This window comes from Actinacidiphila guanduensis (assembly GCF_900103985.1).
GTDB classification, from domain to species: Bacteria; Actinomycetota; Actinomycetes; order Streptomycetales; family Streptomycetaceae; genus Actinacidiphila; species Actinacidiphila guanduensis.
The window spans coordinates 150,582-168,583 of record NZ_FNIE01000012.1; the positions used below are offsets into that span (position 1 = coordinate 150,582).

Here is an 18,002-nt window from a genome sequence, read left to right on the forward strand (position 1 = left end):
ACCCCGCAGGACGCGCTCGCGACGCTGCCTCCTGTGGCCGGCTACCAGCGGACGGTGGTGGAGGTCCAGGCATCGGCGGCGCGTGACGTGTCCTTCGCCTCCGGCCGTCCCGGTCTGCGGCAGGCGATGTTCCCGTGGGACACCGAAGTCCTGGTCACCTCGCACCTGCGGGACCAGGACACGCAGCACGAGCCGTTCGAGTGGATCGTGGCCGCCGACCCGACCGCCGAGACCCGTCCCGCCGACACCCACCCCGCCGCCTCCGCACCGGTCGCCGGACCCGTCGAGGTCGCGCCATGGAGCCCGCGCGTCGCCGGCCGCCGTCCGCGGGGCGGGAAGGCGGCGGCGACGCCGTGGCCGGTGTCTGCGCAGAAGCAGGTCCCGTGGTCGGTGCCGGGCAAGGGCAAGGGGAAGAGCGCGGTCGCCTGGTCCGAGCCGGAGGCGGAACGGGAACCCGATACGCGGACGGACCGCGTCTGGTGGTGGCAGCACCCGCCGGAGCCGGAACTGGACGACGCGGGTGCCGGAATGCTGCTGGCCGAGCTGAACGCGGAGCTGGCACGGAACAGCCTTCCGCCGAATCCGTTCACGACCGGGGACCTGCAGAAGGGCTATCCGTATCTGCGGGCGCGTCAGGGCCTGAAGAACGCGACGTTGAACCTGCTGGCCCAGCAGATCGTGCTGGATCTGGTCCCGGACCCGGGTGCCGAGATCCGGGTCCGCCCGGTGACCGCGGACGAGGCCCGACCTGCGGGCCGGCGCCTGCGCGGCGGCGCGCCGTCCGCCCAGCAGTCGGCCCCGGCCCAGCAGGGCTCTGCCTCGCAGGCGTCGCAGCCGGGCCCGTCGTCGCTGCCGTCCGCGGTGATCGGCCAGTCGCGCCAGGCCAAGGCATTGTTCCCCAGCCTGTACTTCGGGGAGAGAGACGACGACCGGCGCGCGTGGCTCGCCGCGGCGACCACGTACGAGCGGGCCGTGGGCGGTGCCGTGGCGGCCAATCCCGTATGGCGGCGGGCCGCGCAGGCCACCCTCAAGGCGCTCGTGCAGGCCGTGGCCGAGATCGCTCCGGGCGAGGCCGCGGCAAAGTTCTTCTCACCGGGCACCGGCACGGCAGAGGCGCTGGACGCGCTGCTGGTGGTGAAGGAGGAGAACGGACAGCGGCCGCCCACGCTGGCGGCCGTCATGGAAGCGGTGGCCCGGGGCATGGTGTTCTACGCCACCCAGTGGGGCATGTGGGCGCCGCGCCCGGAACCGGCGCTGACCGCCAAGCTGCACGCGCTGGGATATCCGGTCCCCGAGGCGCAGTCCGCCGAGCGGGGGGCACTGATCCAGTCGGCCGAGACGATGCTGCTCCTCCACCCGCGCATCGGCGTCACATCCCTCGGCGCTTCGGTCGGCGATCACAGCGGGCGGGACGCGACTACGATCGGCTTCCGCAACGCGCTGGCGGCGTGGATGGCCATGCGGGGGAAGCTGACGCTGGCGGACGTGTTCGGCGCGGCCCAGCGCGTCGGCGTGATCGACCAGGACGACTCCGTTCCACCCCGGTGGATGGAACCGGATCTGAGGACGGCCGACTCGGTGGAGGCCGACGTCGCGGAATTCCATGGTCTGGTGCCGTTCCTGCTGCAGCCCACGGGCAACGATCCCGATCTGCTGCGCTTCCCGCACGAGATCAGGTTCACACAGTGGGCGCAGCCCCTGCTGGACCCGCAGGTTCCCGGGGTGCAGGCGGTGACGGCGGACGAACTGAGGAACGATGTCACGGACCGTTCCGTGCGGTACGTCCTGGGCGGGCGGGACCAGGACGCCTGGTGGCAGCGCCGGACCGTGTTCATCCAGTGGATGCAGGAGCACCGCCCCTTCTACCGGGGTGCTCCGCCCCTCGGTCACCTCATCGCCCTGTACCTGCTCGGCGGTGACGACGCGGCCCTGATGCACCCGGACGTGACGGCTGCCGCGAACGGCAAGGACGTGCTGCGCGGACTGGTCCGGCAACGGCTCGAGCGGCTCAACCGCGGGGCGCCCGCCGACGAGGTGGCGCTGGTGCTGCTGCGCGATCCGCTGGTGGCCGATCTTGTGCTGAACCCGGGGTACGACGACGAGTATCCGGAGTGGCTGGCGGATGTCGTGGCCACGGACCGTCTGGTGGCGGAACTGGCGCAGATCGCGGAGATGGCGCGCCGGGCGCTGTTGATGTTGCCCGAGGCTGAGAAGCCGGTGTGGTGGGCCGGGCCGGTGCCGACCCAGTACGTCGAGGACTCCGGGCTGGTACGGCTTCCCGGTCTGTTCCGGGCGACCTCGGACGACCGGTCGGCGGTCGACGAGGCGTTCCGGGCCGCCCGCCTGCTGGGTTCGGGGCTGCCGGTGGTATTCCGGGTGGACGCGGCGTCGCAGGCGCGGGCGGCCGGGCCCTTCGGACGGCGTCCGGGCACACAGGTGTTCTTCCCCGACGGCGCGCTGCTCCGCCCCGGGAAGCCGCAGTCGGCGCAGACGGCGTCGGGGCGGCGATACCTCGTCGTTCCCCTGGAGCCGGTCGGCCGGAGCACCGGGCCGGCATGGCGGCAGACGCCCATCAGCAGGCTTTTCACGACCGAGGAGGGAGTGCCCTACGGCGAGGCCATCTTCGGCAGCGTGGACTGGCTTGGGCGGGCCGCCGCCTACCGCAACCTGCACCGCGTCCCGCTCTACCTCGTCAAAGAGCCGGACGGCACGGTTTCCAAGGTCGAGATGCCCCCCGTCACCCCGCGGTACGGCAACGACCGCCGACCGGCGTTCCTGGTCAGCGCCGGCCACGGCAGGCCGGGGCTCCGGCGTGGTTTCGGCCCCGAGGGACACGTTTTCCCAGGCGGCGGGAGAAGCGGCGTCTGGGCGGACGAGACGAGCCGGGAACTCGGCCTCGATCCGGCGTCCCTGCCGTTGCTGCTTCTGGTCTGTTACGCCGCCGACGGTGGTGCCCCCGCTGTCCGGTCCGTGGCCCAGTACGCGGCGCACCGGCGCGTGGGCGGCACGGTGGTCGCGTCGACCGGCACGGTGGGGACGACGCTCTACCCCGGCTCCTCGCAGCCGGACATCTACATCCAGAGGGCGCAGGGCGGCGCGACCGCCGAGTGGTTGACGGTCACCGGGCAGGCGGCGACCTCGTTCGATCGGCCACGGGCCGGCCTCCCGTTCGGCGGCCGCCGGGCGGGACGCCGCATGCTGTTCGCGTCCCCTTCCTGGAAGGGCATCGCCGAAGCGCACGAGAGGGCGGTCTTCGATGCCCTCGCGGGCAACCCCGTACTGCGCGACGTCGCGGTGCGGTTCGCGGCCGCGCTGGCCGGGGCCGGCTACCAGGTGACCGTGCCGGAACAGGCGACGCTCGTGGACGTGATGAACGCGATCGACGCCGCGCTCCACCCGGGCCCCGGGCATGCCGCCGCCACCGGCGACGAGCGCAGAGCGGCGTACCTCGCGGAACGCGGCATCCCGGTCGGCAGCGCTCCGTACCGCAGCATGGCGCTGCTGTTCGCCGCCTATCGCCACCACGCGCTCGACGGGCAGGGCGCCGCGGCGGTCGACGACAAGCCGTTGCTGGCGGCGGAGATCGCGAGGCGCGGGGCCATGGGACACGCCCTCGCCGAGATCCTCCACGACTACTCGGTCGCGGTCGTGGGCGACGACACGAACAACCGGGGCGTCGCCTGGAACACGCTGCGCGACGCCCTCCTGGGCGATGCCATCGACATCTACGGCTGGGTGCGCGGGAATCTGGAGCCGTTCACCGCGGGCCGTCGCGTCCTCAACGAGCGTTACGGCGACGCGTGGCTGCCGCCGCACCACCAGATGTACCCGTCCGAATTCGCCGCGCAGACCACCGGCGGACTCACACTGCCCGAGGGGCTTATCGGAGCGATCGGGGTGCTCGCCGTGTCGGCCGGGGAAGTGCCGCCGATTCCGACGGGCCTGGCGGACCAGGTGGGCGCGGACAGTTGGGCTGAGCGGTGGACCGCGCTGCATACGTGGCTGTCCATGCACCCGGTCTCGGTGATGAGCCGTCTACTGCCGGCACACATGACCGCACTGTCCCTGGCGACGCACGGCACCGACCACCACCTGCTGCGTACGTACGGCGGCGACGTGACCGGGGACGGCACCGTCCCGGCGGATGCCGCGCTCGAGGCGGAGCTGCCGGAGATGGTCGAGGGCCTGCTGGCGCTCGGCTCGCGGGACTTCCCGTACCTGCTCATGCAGGACGAGGAGTTCGAACAGCTGAGCCGGACGCCCCAGGACCCCGCCGCGCGTGAGCAGCTGGTCCGGCGAGCCCGCGAACTGGCCGGTGCGGTACGGCAGTCGCTGCCGCTGTACCGGGGAATGCTGGCCGAGGCGCTGGACATGCTGCCGGCCCTGCCCGAGGACCAGCCGGTGTACATCGGGATGCGCCTGCCGGACGAGGGACTCGAACCGGCCTTCGGCGTACCGGAGTTGATCACGATTCCGGCCATCGAGACGCCCGTGCGCCGTCTGGAGGACGCGCTGGCGCTGCTGCCCGACCGCGGCGACGGCCGTCCCCGGGTGGTGGTGCAGGTCATGCGTTCGGCGGTGCGCGACGTGTCGTTCGCCTCGGGCCGTCCGGGTCAGCGGCAGGCGATGTTCCCGTGGGACACGCAGGTCAAGGTCGACATGGTCGGACGGTTCCAGGACAGCGACGACCTGCCCTACCTGCTGGTCGTCGTCACCGATGTCACCGCCGGCCCCCGCCCCGCCGGCTCGAACGACGAGAACTCCGCACCGGCAGCGCCTGCTCCTCAGGCCACCGCACCGCATCCCGGCGGCGAACTCATGGCTGACGCGCCGCCGGTGCAGGAAGGAGAGCAGGAAGCGGGGCAGGAACCGGAGCGCGAAGAGGCGCCGCAGAATGAGTTGTCGGGCGAGGAGTCCAGCTCGGATGAGGACTTCAGCTCGGATGAGGACTTCAGCTCGGGTGAGGAGGCCGGCTCGGACGAGGACATCGATTCGGGCGAGGAGTCCAGCTCGGTCGAGGACTCCAGCTCGGACGGCGGGTCCGGCACTGACGTGGTGATGACCGAGGCACCTGAAAGGGCCGCCGGTCCTGTATCCGTCGGCCTCTGGCCGGCACTCGGGCGCTTGGTCGAGGCCGACGGCTTCGAGGACATCGTGCAGGGCCATGAGGCGTCGATCGCGAGGGGAATTTTCGCCGGCCTCGACGTGAACGCTTTCGTGACGCGCTTCCACGAGGCCCTGGTGACGAACGACGGGTACCGGGCGCGGCGCCAAGCGGTGGCCCGGAACCGGCAGTTGCTGCCGCTGACATTGCAGAGACGGATGGAGCTGATCGGTGAGGCCGTCTACGCGGTTTCCCCGGGGCGGGAGTACGTCCTCGCCTGGAACAGCCAGGACCAGATCGGTGCTCTCAGGGCACGCGGCATCCTGGTGCGTCCGGGCACGGTCCAGAGCGTGGCGCCGCTGTTCGAGGCGCTGCGGAGGGTCATTTCCGTCCCGCAGGATGCCGATGCGGCCGTGCTCGACCGGCAGTTGCTGATGGCAGTCATCGCGTGGCGCGTGACCGCCGGGTACGCGACCGTCGGCCAGATCCTCCTCGACTACACCGCCAACGTCGCCCGCGACGGCCGCGACGGCCGCGCCATCCCCTCGGACGCCCTGAAAGAGGCCCTGAACAGCAATGTCCTGGACATGTACCACTGGGTGGACACGGACTTGGGGCCGTACACCGGGAGCGACAGGACGCCGACGAGGGGGTACGGCCAAGCCTGGCAGCCCTTCCACCACCGGGTGTACACCGCCGGTGCCCAGGTGGTGCCCGAGGAGCTGACCCAGACGATCGAGGAATACTCGCGATCGGACCGGCCTGCGGAGATAACTGAGAGACGTGCGCAAGTGTTGCTCGGCAGCGGCCGGGCGCGGGCGGCGGCGGTGGTCGCGTGGGTTCGGGCGCATGGCGGTTCGCCGCTGGACCGGCTGTTGCCGGCCCATCTGGCCGCGCTGTTCCTGGCCACCCAGGGCCCCGATCGGAACCTGGGGGTCTCGCCGCTGCTGCACCAGGGGGTGCTGGCCGAGGCGCTGGGCAGGTTGCCGGCGCTGCCGGCGGGCGAGCCGGTGTACTTCGGGATGTTTGCGCCGGACGTCCCTGTCGCGGCGATTCCTGCGGCGGCTCGGGCGTTCGAGACGGCGGTGCGCAGTTCGGAGGATGCGCTGGCGGAGTTGGACGCCCGGGAGGCCGGGCCCGGCATGCGGCGGATCGTCGTTCAGGTCGACGGTTCGCCGGCGCGTGATGTGTCGTTCGCTTCGGGGCGGCCGGAGTTGCGGCAGGCGATGTTCCCGTGGGCCACGGACCTCGTGGTCACGTCGCGTGAGTGGCGGACGGACGGCAACGGTCGGCGGTACGAGTTCGTCGTGGCCACCGGCCGGACCACGGACCCCCGCCGGACCCCCGGCGCACCCGCCGGCCCCGCACCGGCCGCGACCCAGGACGGCGCTGCGCCGCGGCCAGACGGCGTGCCGGATCAGGAAGAGGCGCCGCAGAGCGAGTGGTCGGACGAGGATGTCAGCTGGGTCGAGGAGGCCGGCTCGGTCGAGGATGTCAGCTCGGACGAGGACATCGACTCGGACGAAGACACCAGCCCGGACGGCGGGTCCGGTACGGACGTGGTGATGACCGAGGTACCCGACGGGGCCGCCGGTCCTGTGTCGCCGGGTGAGGAGGCGTGGGACGAACACGCGGCCGCCGCCGAACGGCGGGCCGCGCTGCCCTTCGCCGGCCGGCGGTCGGGACGCGGTGAGTTGGTCGAGGCTCAGGGCTTCGAGGCCATCGTGCGAGGCCATGAGGCGGCGATCGCGACGGGACTTTCCGCCGCCCCCGACGTGGACGCCTTCGTGACGCGCTTCCACGACGCCCTGATCGGCTCCGGCAGGTACCCGGTGCTCGTGCGGCACCCGCAGACGTTCCAGAGCCGTATGGAGGCGATCGGCACGGCCGTTTACGGCCTTCCCCCGCGGCCGGAGTACGTCCTCGCCGGAGGCAGCAAGGACGAGGTCGATGCGCTCAGGGCACGCGGCATCCTGGTGCATCCGGGCACGTCGCGCACCGTGGCGCCGCTGTTCGCGGCGCTGCGGGGGGTCATTTCCGTCCCGCAGGATGCCGATGCGGCCGTGCTCGACCGCCAGTTGCTCAGGGCGGTCGTCGCGTGGCGCGTGCCCGCCGGGTACGCGACCGTCGGCTGGATCCTCCGCGACTACTCCGACAATGTCGCGGGCGACGGCCGGGCCATACCCGTGGACGGGCTGAACGAGGCCCTGAACGGCGACTTCATGGACATGTACCACTGGGTGGACACGAACTTGGCGCCGTTCTCCGGCAGCCACGAGGCCCTCACGAGAACGCACGGCCACGCCTGGCAGCCCCCGCACCACCAGATGTACCCGAGGTTCGCCGCACAGGCCACGGGTGGCACGGCGGTGCCCGACGATCTTTCCGCGATGATCCGGGCGTCGGCGGACCGGACCGGCCGGACGCGTGTGCGGTGGTCGCGGGCCCCCGGCTGGGAGGACCGGGTGGCGGCAGTGGTCGCGTGGATCCAGACGCATGGCGGTTCGCCGCTGGACCGGCTGTTGCCGGCCCATCTGGCCGCGTTGTTCGTGGGCACCCAAGGCCCCGATCGGAACCTGGGGGTCTCGCCGCTGCTGCACCAGGGGGTGCTGGCCGAGGCGCTGGGCAGGTTGCCGGCGCTGCCGGCGGGCGAGCCGGTGTACTTCGGGATGTTTGCGCCGGACGTCCCTGCTGCGGCGATTCCTGCGGTGGCTCGGGCGTTCGAGACGGCGGTGCGCAGTTCGGAGGATGCGCTGGCGGAGCTGGACACGCGGGAGGCCGGGCCCGGCATGCGGCGGATCGTCGTTCGGGTCGACGGTTCGCCGGTGTGTGATGTGTCGTTCGCCGCGGTTCGCCCGGGGCTGCGGCAGGCGATGTTCCCGTGGGCCACGGACCTCGTGGTCACGTCGCGTGAGTGGCGGACGGACGGCAACGGTCAGCGGTACGAGTTCGTCGTGGCCACCGGCCGGACACGGACCCCCGCCGGACCCCCGGCGCACCCGCCGGCCAGGACATCGCCAACTCCGCACCGGCCGCTCCCGCGAGCGCGGGCGTGACGGTCTCGCCGCTCCAGGACGATGACGTCATCGAGTCGGTGGATCCCGCTGTCGTGTACGGGGGGCCGCAGCCGGAGCCGGTGGTGGTGCGCGAGGGTCCGGCCTGGGATCCCGCGGTACGGGAGGCGGCTCCCGGCGCCGACAGCCAGGAGGCGACCGCCGCGGCGACGGAGACCGCCGGCCCCCCGACCGCCGCGGCGACGGAGACCGCCGGCCCCCCGACCGCCGCCGCGAACGAGGCTGCCAGTGGCTCGACTGTCCCCGCGACCGGAACTCCCGCCGGCGCGACCGCCGCCGCGCCCGGCCTCCTCGCGGTGTACGGGCAGTACGACCCCGAGCACGCGATCGCCGTCGTCGACGGGGAGCCGCTGGACGCCGAGGGCACTGCGCAGTGGATCCGCGAGAACACCTCGTGGCAGGCCGGGCAACCGGTCGCGCTGCTCATGCCCGCGGTGGCGAGCCCGCGGCCGGAGAAGGACACGGTGTTCGCCGAACAGGTGGCGGACCTGCTCGGAGCGCCGGTCGTCGCGTCCCGTGGCGCACTCGAGGACGCCGCCGCGTGGACGGCCATCGCACCGGAGGAACAGCCGCCCGAGCAGGAAGCGGAGGAGCAGGACCCGGCGCGGGGGGAGATCCTGCCGGAGCCGTCACCGCATCAGGCGCCCTGGTACATGGAGCGGGGGGCGCTCGGCGCGGCGGCCATCGTCACGGTCCACCCCTGGGCGGACCCGGCCGCCCTCGACCTGGCGGCCCGGCAGGCCGCCCGTGCGGCGCTCCGGCCGGAGGACGGTCCGGCCCTGCGCACCGGCCTCCGGGACGCGCTCAAGGACGTGCTCGCCACCAAGTCCAAGGAGACCTGGCAGCAACTGCTCAACCGCGGCAGGACGCTGGTGCTGGACGGCAGGCTGGTGTGGCTGCGCCCGGTGCCGGCCGCCCTCGTGCCCGCCGTGCAGCCGGAGGAGGGCGACGTCGAGGTCTTCGGGGCGGGCTACGCCACCACCACCACGAGCCTCCAGCGCGAGCACGAGGTCGAGAAGGGCATCGACGCGGCCATGCTGTCGGTGCTCTCCATCGCCTCATCGGTCGCGAGCGCGTTCCTGCCCGTCGTGCCGAGACTGACCGCGAGCGTTGCCAACACCCGCTCGTCCGGGTGGAAGCGCACCGTCGTCGTCGGCCGCAAGCTCGAAGCGAAGAAGCAGACCCGCTTCGACGGCGGGGTACGCGTCCTGGTGTTCGTCGACGGCGTGGAGCGGGGGGACGTGCCGGTGTCCCCCGGCCGCCTCGCCCTCGACGTACCGAGCGACCTGGCGAACGCGGACGCGCCGCGCCCGGATGCCGAGGTGGCGTTCGCCGGCGGCGGCTCCCGCAGGCGCCGGCCCGGCGCCGCCCGCGAGGTGCTCAACGCCATCGACCTGATCCCCGTCGCCGCCTCGCTGCAACGGCGGCTGCTCGGCGCCGGGCTGCCCGCCCCCGCGGTCCTGGCCGCCGTGGACAAGGTGCACGACCTCCTCAACGAGCAGACGGTGCTCGACCGCAGCCGGCCCTTCGGCGGCAACGGCATCGTCACCGAGAAGGTGTCCGTCCCGGCGGGACGGAACGCCGCCGGGCTGCCGCGGTCGTTCGAAGCCCACTTCGTGATCCGCGGATCGATCGAGCGGCTTCAGTACCTGGGCGACGTCACCGCGAAGATCCGTGAGGACTCGGGCAGCACCCTCCACATCACACAGGGCCGGCACAGCACCAGCAAGGCGGCGATCGGCGCCGGCTTCGACCTGACCGGGCTGCACAACCCGGAGGATCACTCCAAGGCATCCTCACGTGCTCCCATGCTCACCGTCACCCTCGGCGACGCGCGCGACACCGGCCACCGGCTCGTCGAGCAGTCCGGCGGGCAGACGGTGCTCAAACAGAAGGGCCTGCTGAGCCGCTACCTGGCGGACCAGGCGGTCACCGTGGAGATCCGCTCCACCACGCACACGGTGGAACCGGTGCGGGAGGAGGTCGACAGCGAGGTCGCCGTACCGCGCTCGGACGCGCCCGACTTCGAGCGGCGGCTGCTCGGCGCGGTCCGCACGCCGGCGCTGCGCGCGGCCGGCCAGTCCGACGACGGGCCGGTGAGCGCGCAGCCGCACGTGCGGGCGCTGCTGCGTGAGGCCGCGCTCCCGCTGCCCGCCTCGGCCTACCGGCGGCCCGCCCGGCTCGACCTCCCGCTGCCGGCCCCACACCCCCGCGAGCCCCTGGCGCCGGCCACCCGGCGCGGCCTCGGCTTCGGCCGGCTGATCGCGCTGCCGGGCGCGGAACTCGTCCACGACCAGTTGCGCGCCAAGCTCGTGGAGCTGGACGCGGCGCGCACCGGAGGCCGGGGCGCCGACTGGTCGCAGGCCGACCTGGATCTCGTCAACTGGTACGGCAGGCCCACGCTGGAGACCGACCTGGCGGCGCTGATGTACGGCATCGACCACACCGTGACCGTCGGCGGGCGGGACTACCAGCTCTTCGCGCAGGCCCATGTGCGCGAGCGGATCGGTGACGAACCCGAGAGCTACCCGATGACCGTCGACGTCCGCGGCCTGTACAGCGCCCAGGTGTCGGGGCACCGCGGCGGGAAGTGGGAGACGAAGGCCGGTGCGGGCGCGTCGCTGCAGCGCCCGCTGGGCAAGGTGGTCCGCTTCCAGTTCTTCTCCCTTCGCGGCGAGGGGAGTTACGAGCAGGACCACGGCCACGACCTCGGCGGCACGGTGAAGTCAGGCTGGCGGGCGAGGACGCGGGGGGACGTCGACGAGCACGTCTACGAGGTCGTCTACGAACTCGCGGTGCGGCCGGCCGGCGGCCCCACCGAGCGCTGGTGGATCGACCGGCCGGATCCCGCCCCCGCGGAGGCCTGGTGGGTCCCGCGGCCGGGCGACACCGTCGCCCGCGTCGTCGTCCCGCACGAGCACGTCCCGGCCGAGCCGATCGACCGGCAGACCCTCGAACTGGCCGGCCGCACCGAGGAACTCCTCTTCTGGCCGGACGACGACGTCGTCGACTTCGGTGTCGGCGGCGCCTCGGGGGTCACCCCCGCCTTCTTCGCCCTGCCCGAACTGCCCCGGATGGCGGCCGAGATGTATGCGCGGGCGAACGGCCTGCCCGCCCGGTGGGCCGAGGACCGCTTCAACTGGCCCGACGCCCTCAAGGACATGGGAACTCCCTCCGCACTCGCCGATCACTTCGACACCGAGGCCGGCACCGGCCGGGTGATCGATCTGCCGACGGGTGTCGACGGCAGGAAGCAGGCCTTCCGGCTCCGGCTGCGCGGCTACCGGCCCCGCCCCCTCAGCCCCGCCGAGTCCGCCGAGTTGGAGCACTACGCCCAGGGCGGCGTGGACCACAAGCGCCACCGGGGACACGGATGGGGCGCCGGCCCGGAGGCGGCCGCCGGACCGCTGATCCACGTCGGGCACGGACTGCTCAGCCGCTCCGGCGGCGACCAGGAGAAGTCCGGCGCCGGCGAGGAGGGCGAGCAGCACGAGAAGCCGTTCATGAGCGTGGGAGCTCACTTCCAGGCCAAGGCCGACTGGGCGTGGAAGCGGCAGAAGGCGCTGGAACAGACCGGAGTGTCCGTCTCCCGGGCGGTGTACGGCGGTACCCAGTACGGCTTCCGGATGGACCCGGTGTTCGAGGTGACCCTGCTGCGCTGGAAGGGCAGCAGTCTTACGTCGACCAGCCGCTACCTGCGGGTCGGGCACGGGCTCGACACGCTCGTGCCCGAACGGCTGGTCCATGACCTGGGGCTGGCAGCACTGGCAGGGCTCGCACCGCTGGAGACGCCGTCGCCGCGTGTGCCGCGCCACGTCCACCCCGCCCTGCTGCCCGGCACCGGATACCCCGAGCGGCTGCGCGGCGGCGACGTGCTGGACTGGATCAAGACGACGCTGCGCCACCACGGAGTCCTGCGGACCGAGAAGAAGGACGGCGTCGAGCGGGCGAACCTGCCGCTGCACGAGCTGGAGGCGTCCTTCGGCAACGAGGCGCTGCGCGCCCAGTACACGATGCTGCTGAGCGACGCCGGCGTGGTGCGATGGCTGCCGCTGCCGCTGCCGGGGGCGTTCGGGTCCACCCGCTACCTCGGCATCAAGGTCACCGCACAGGTCCTGCCCCACACCTCCGACCGTCCGCGACCCGAGGTGAAGCTGACCCTGCGGGCCCACGGGCAGGACGTGCCGTCCCGCACGAAGTCCCGGGAGACCCGCTACGGCGGGGGCGTCGAGGGCCATGTCCAGGGCGGCAAGGACACCGGGCTCGGGGGCCTGGAAGGCGGCGCCGGTTACCGGCACGCCACCGAGCGCTCGGCCGAGGACGCCGAGAAGGTCCAGAAGATCTTCCGCGTCAACCCCGACGAGTCGCACGAGTTCGAGCATCCGCTGGTCTTCACCGTGCACCTGGCGGTCAGCACCGAACTGCCCGAGGCGGTCGCCGTCGCACTGCGAACCACCCGGGCCGGTCTGCTGCACGGCGCCGACCTCCTGCGGTACGGCAGGGAGATGGCCGATCTCTGGTACCAGGCGCGGCCGCTCGCCCGGTCGGACGAGGCGCGCATGGCCGGCGCGCTCCGGGTCCTCGTGCCCGCCCACCTGGTCCAGGAAGGGCCGGCCCCCCGCCTCGAACCGGTCCACGGCACCGGCGCGGCCTGGCACCTGGCCCCGATCACCCCGGACCTGTCCTCCCCGGACCGCAACCGGACGCCCACCACCCCGCGGGAGAAGCTGGCGCACGCGCTGCACCCGTTCGCCTTCCCCGGCGCGGCCGCGGTGCACCGGTGGGCGGCGCTGGCCGCCGCGCCGTTCAGGCCGCCGGCCGACCTGTCGGCGGACGGCGCCTGGCGGATACCGGGCCTGGACTTCAGCACGGTGCGCGGCCTGCGCTACCAGAACTTCACCAGCGCCGCGATGCTGCTCCCCAACATCCTGGAGCTGCTCGCCCACGTGTACGAGGCGCCGGTCGGACGCGACGACGTGGTCACCCGCGGCACCGGCAAGGGCAACCTCCGAGCCGGCGACCGTACCGCCCTGGTGGGCATGAACATCCGCAGGGCGGAGGTGATCGGGCCGAAGGACGGCGCGGTGTTCAAGGCGCGGCGGTACGTCCAGATGGACGAGGAGACCGTCGACACGGTCAAGAACAGCGGCGGCTTCTTCTACTCCCTCGGTCCGCAGGCCGCCGGCGGCGAGCCCGGGGAGGAAGCCTTCCTCGCCATGCTGCCGGCCGAGGTTTCGTTCGACGACTCCACCGAGTACGAAGGACGCCGCGACGGGATCGAGATGGACAATCGGATCGAGACCCGCCGGTTCCGCTACTACAGTTTCGACCTGGAACTGCAGTTCCAGGGCCCGCGCGGCATCCTGCGGGTCCAGGCCCCGGGCGGCCTCTACGGCATGCTCCCGGTGCAGAAGGAGCCCGACGCGACCGGCACGTACCACCTGGCCGACGGCCTGGAGGAGGCCCTGCCGGACATCTTCGGCCGGGCGGTGACCGAACCACCGGTCTCGGCACGGCGCGAGGTGACGCGGCCGAGCCCGGCCGACGCGTGATGAGTTGATGGCGCCGTGAGGCGCTGGGGCATGGCTTCGGCTCGTACCACCTGGCGGGGCCGGACGGCGGTCCCGCGTGACCGGGGGAGACGGGGGAGCGGACCGCCGTGGGCCTCGGCGACGGTCCGCCACACGCCGGAAGCGGCCGTGGGGGCCGAAGATGGTCAACCATCCGGTTGGATCGTTAATCTGGGCGGATGCCGTACGATTCCGCCGCCACCCGTGCCCGCCTGCTCGACGCGGCCTACGCCGAGTTCTCGGCGCGGGGACTCGCGGGCGCTCGCGTGGACCGTATCGCGGCCGCCGCGTCGGCCAACAAGCAGGCGATCTACGCGTACTTCGGCTCCAAGGAGGAGCTGTTCGACGCCGTGCTCGTCGACCGGATCGGCGTCCTCGCCGACACGGTGCCCTACGACCCCGACGACCTCCCGGGCTACGCCGGCGACCTTTTCGACGCGCTGAACGCCGCGCCCGACCTGCTGCGGCTCACCCGGTGGCGCAGCCTGGAGCGCGGCGACGTCGCTCCCGACGAGGTCCGGTCCCACCTCGACAAGGCGGTTGCGCTGCGCCGGGTGCTGGACCTGCCCGACGACCGCACGGCGGTCGACATCCTGGAGATCGTGGTGGCGATCAGCTCCGCCTGGACCACGGTCCCGCAGGGCCTGCGCGCGATCGGCGGCGAGGACCCGCAGGAGCGGCAGGCGGCCCACCGCGCGGTGGTGGTCGCGGCCGTCTCGGCGATCTGCCGGGCCATGTCGGGCAAGGAAGCCGCGGCCGGCCCGACGCGGTAGCGCGGACGACGCGGCATCGTGCGAGTGGTGTGACGCCTCCGGAGGCGCCTTGCGGGGGCCGCGCCGTAAATGAACCAACCGGACGTCCGCCGAGATCCTCGACCGCTACCTGGACGCGGGCGGCAACTTCGTCGACACCGCCAATCGCTCCATGGACGGCGCTTCCGAGCGCGTCATCGGCGACCACCTCGCCAAGCGTCACGGCCTGCGCGACCGGCTGGTGATCGCGACCAAGTTCGCCCTGACCATGGACCCGGACGACCCGAACAACGGCGGCACCGGACGCAAGGCGCTCCGCCGCCACGTCGAGGAGTCGCTGACCCGGCTGCGCAACGACTACCTCGACCTGTACTGGAAGCACAACTGGGACCGGCACACCCGGCTGGAGGAGACCATCTCCACGCTGGACGACCTGGTCCGCGAGGGCAAGGTGCGCTACGTGGGCCTGTCCGGCACGCCGGCCTGGGCAGTGGCGCGGATGGCCACGCTCGCCGAGTGGCGCGGCTGGACCCCGATCGCCGCCATCCAGGCCGAGTGCAACTTCCTCGAACGCACCTCGGAGGGTGAACTGTTCGGAGCTGCGCGGGAATTGGGTCTGGGCGTGATGCCCTGGAGCCCGCTCGCCAACGGGTGCTCAGCGGCAAGTACACGCGGGAGAACCCGAGCCCGGCGGGTTCCGGCCCCGGGATGTTCGTCGGCCGGCACCTGGGCGAGCGCACTTGGACGCTGCTGGACACGCTCGGAGCACGACGATCAACGGGGTCGCGGCGGCCGGTTGAGCGGGTGAGCGGGGCGCGTCTCCACCCAGGGGTGGAGAGGCGAATTCAACCCCGGGCTTGATCACCGGAGCACGGGATTTCCGTAGATTCGGGGATGTGGGCGGTGCCGGGCGAGCGGGTCGGCGCGGGGCCGGCCGACAACCCCTTGTCCACGCAGTGTCGCGCTTCGGAGGCGTTCGTCATGTCCGGTCCGGTCAATGCCCTGGTGATCGCCGCGGTCATCGGTGTGGTGATCGCCCGCCAGGTCCGGCCCAGGGCGGTGCGCGGAGGCCGCTGGTGGCTGATCCCGGCCGTCCTCGTCGTGCTGGCGATACGGGACGGCGGGAGCCTGATCGACACGCACCACAAGGACGCGTCGGTGGCGCTGCTGGCGGCCGAGCTGGTCGTGGGCACCGCCATGGGGCTGGTCTGGGCGGCCACCACGCGGATGTGGACCGGTGACGACGGCCGGGCCATGGTGCAGGGCACCCGGACGACCGTGGTGGTGTGGGTGGCCGGCATCGCGATACGGGCGGCCCTGTACGCGGTCGCCGCCGCGGTGGGTGTCCACCAGAGTTCGGCCTCGGTGATGCTGGCGGTCGCCCTCACGCTGCTGATACGCGGCGGCGTGCTGGTCTGGCGGGCCCAGGGCCTCCAGCCGTCGTACCGTACGGTCTCATGACCACCTGGACGACCTGGCCGTCGCAGGAAGCGCTCTCCCGTGACACCCGGCCCCCGAGCCGGCAGGGCGTCGGGCGCCTGGTGCGCCTGGCGGTCTTCGGCGGCGCGGTGTGGGCGGTGGTCGCGAAAGGCAGGCTGGGACCGCTGGCCACCGCGGCGGCGGTGGTGGGGATCCTCGCGGCCTACGTGGTGGTGTGGGGCTACTTCAGGGTCACGCTCCGGCACCTGCTCTGGCCCGCGGTCGGGCTGCTGGCGCTGCTGATGGCCGGCGGCGGTACGGCACGGCTGCTGGACGCGCCGGTCGCGGCGGTCGTGCTGTGGTGCGCGTGCGCGGTGCTCGCGATCGAGCGGCTGCCACTGTTCGCGGGGGTGCCGGCGGCCGCGGTGGCGCTGCTGTCCTTCGCCTTCTTCGCCAGCGGGGACAACTGGCTGGTGACGACGCTGACGGTGGCCGGCCTCGCCCTGGCCGGGTACACCGTGCGGCTGGACGCCGAGGCGCGCGGCAACACCCACCGGCTGCTGGCGCAGGAGCGGGCGGCGCGCGCGGCGGAGGCGGAGTCGGCCGCGCTGGCCGAGCGGGCGAGGATCGCCCGTGAGATCCATGACGTGCTCGCGCACAGCCTGTCGGCGCAGACCGTGCACCTGGAGGCGACACGGCTGCTGATCGAGCGCGGGGCCGAGCGGGAGCTGGTGCTGGAGCGGGTGGTGGCGGCGCGCCGGATGGCCCGCGAGGGGCTGGCCGAGACACGGCAGGCGCTGTCGGCGCTGCGGGGTGAGATGGCGCCGGTGGAGGAGTTCCTGCGGGAGATGGTGGACGCGCAGGGCGCGCGGCTGGAGGTGGCCGGGGAGCCGAGGCCGCTGCCGGCCGAGGCGGGTCTGGCGGTGCGGCGGGTGGCGCAGGAGGCCATGACCAACGTCCGCAAGCACGCGCCGGGAGCGAGGGTCGCCCTGCGGTTGGAGTACCGGCCGCAGGAGGTCGAGTTGGAGTTCCGGGATTTCGGTGGAAATGCCCCTGTGGACAACTCTTTGGGGGCCTCCGGCGCGGGCTACGGTCTGCGAGGGATGAGGGAGCGCGCGGAGCTGCTGGGCGGCGCGCTCGAGGCAGGGCCGCAGGAGGAGGGATTCGTGGTGCGTTTGAGGGTGCCCGCATGACGCGGGTGGTGGTCGCGGACGACCAGACGGTGGTCCGCGAGGGGATCGTGATGCTGTTGGGGCTGCTCCCCGGGATCGAGGTGGTGGGGGCGGCGGCGGACGGTGAGGAGGCGGTGCGGCTGGTGGCCGAGCAGGGACCCGAGGTGGTGCTGATGGACCTGAGGATGCCGCGGGTCGACGGGGTGGAGGCCACGCGCCGGATCCGGGCGGAGTTCCCGGGGACGCAGGTGGTGGTGCTCACCACGTACGCCGACGACGACTCGTTGTTCCCGGCGCTGCGGGCTGGCGCGCGGGGTTATCTGACCAAGGACGCGGGAGGTGAGGAGATCGCGCGGGTGATCGCGGATGTGACGGCGGGCCGGGCCGGGTTGTCGCCGGCGCTGCAGAAGAGGGTGCTGGACGCGCTGTCGGCGGCGGGGCCGCGGGAGGCGAGGCAGTGGAAGGAGGGAGAGCTGCCGGACGGGTTGACGGCACGGGAGGCGGAGGTGCTGGCGCTGGTCGCGGAGGGGTTGTCCAACGCGGAGATCACCGCGCGGCTCCACGTCAGCATGGCCACGGTGAAGACGCACATCAACAACTTGTTCGCCAAGACGGGGGTGCGGGACCGGGCGCAGGCGGTCGGGTACGCCTACCGGAACGGGATCACCTGATGTGGTGAAAGTAAAGAGTTGTTGCACCTGGATCTTCCCGCTCTGTCCATGATTGTGCCCACTGCCAACCGGCCGGGGAGCAAGGAGAGTTCGTGGACGAGCACGACAGGCGGGATCCGGGAGCGCTGGGGTTGGACGACCCATGGCGGCAGTCCGCGGCGGAGGTGCCGGGGACCGGGGACCGTAGAGACGCGGAACCGGGGTTTGGCGGCCCGGGGTTCGCCGCCCGGGGACTCTCGG

6 protein-coding genes and 1 pseudogene (1 of these 7 only partly in view) are annotated in these 18,002 nt (G+C 72.8%); all 7 read left to right on the top strand.

What is annotated here, in order from left to right; genetic code table 11:
- Positions 1 to 8,160 carry the 3' end of a WXG100-like domain-containing protein gene (locus tag BLR33_RS25315; RefSeq protein ID WP_093786914.1) on the top strand. Its footprint begins 23,931 nt before the window's first position, so 8,160 of the gene's 32,091 nt are visible here — the last part of the coding sequence; its start codon lies off the left edge, out of view; its stop codon occupies positions 8,158 to 8,160.
- A complete protein-coding gene (locus tag BLR33_RS34825; RefSeq protein ID WP_143031753.1) occupies positions 8,157 to 13,730 on the top strand; it encodes a hypothetical protein in 5,574 nt (1,857 codons plus the stop codon). The genes BLR33_RS25315 and BLR33_RS34825 overlap by 4 nt, the downstream gene beginning before the upstream one ends.
- Positions 13,731 to 13,927: 197 nt before the next feature.
- Entirely contained in the window at positions 13,928 to 14,521 is a 594-nt protein-coding gene (locus tag BLR33_RS25320) for a TetR family transcriptional regulator (protein ID WP_093786915.1), read from the top strand.
- A gap of 91 nt (positions 14,522 to 14,612) precedes the next feature.
- Positions 14,613 to 15,308, top strand: a pseudogene (locus BLR33_RS25325) (aldo/keto reductase); the annotation flags it as partial.
- 173 nt (positions 15,309 to 15,481) lie between these two features.
- Positions 15,482 to 15,961 (top strand): DUF1453 family protein, encoded by a 480-nt coding sequence (locus tag BLR33_RS25330; protein ID WP_093786977.1) that lies wholly within the window; start codon positions 15,482 to 15,484, stop codon positions 15,959 to 15,961.
- Entirely contained in the window at positions 15,958 to 17,112 is a 1,155-nt protein-coding gene (locus BLR33_RS25335) for a sensor histidine kinase (protein WP_093786916.1), read from the top strand. The genes BLR33_RS25330 and BLR33_RS25335 overlap by 4 nt, the downstream gene beginning before the upstream one ends.
- Positions 17,109 to 17,762, top strand: coding sequence for a response regulator transcription factor (locus tag BLR33_RS25340; RefSeq protein WP_093786917.1), 654 nt, complete (start codon positions 17,109 to 17,111; stop codon positions 17,760 to 17,762). Before BLR33_RS25335 ends, BLR33_RS25340 begins: the two co-directional genes overlap by 4 nt.
- Positions 17,763 to 18,002 lie beyond the last annotated feature (240 nt).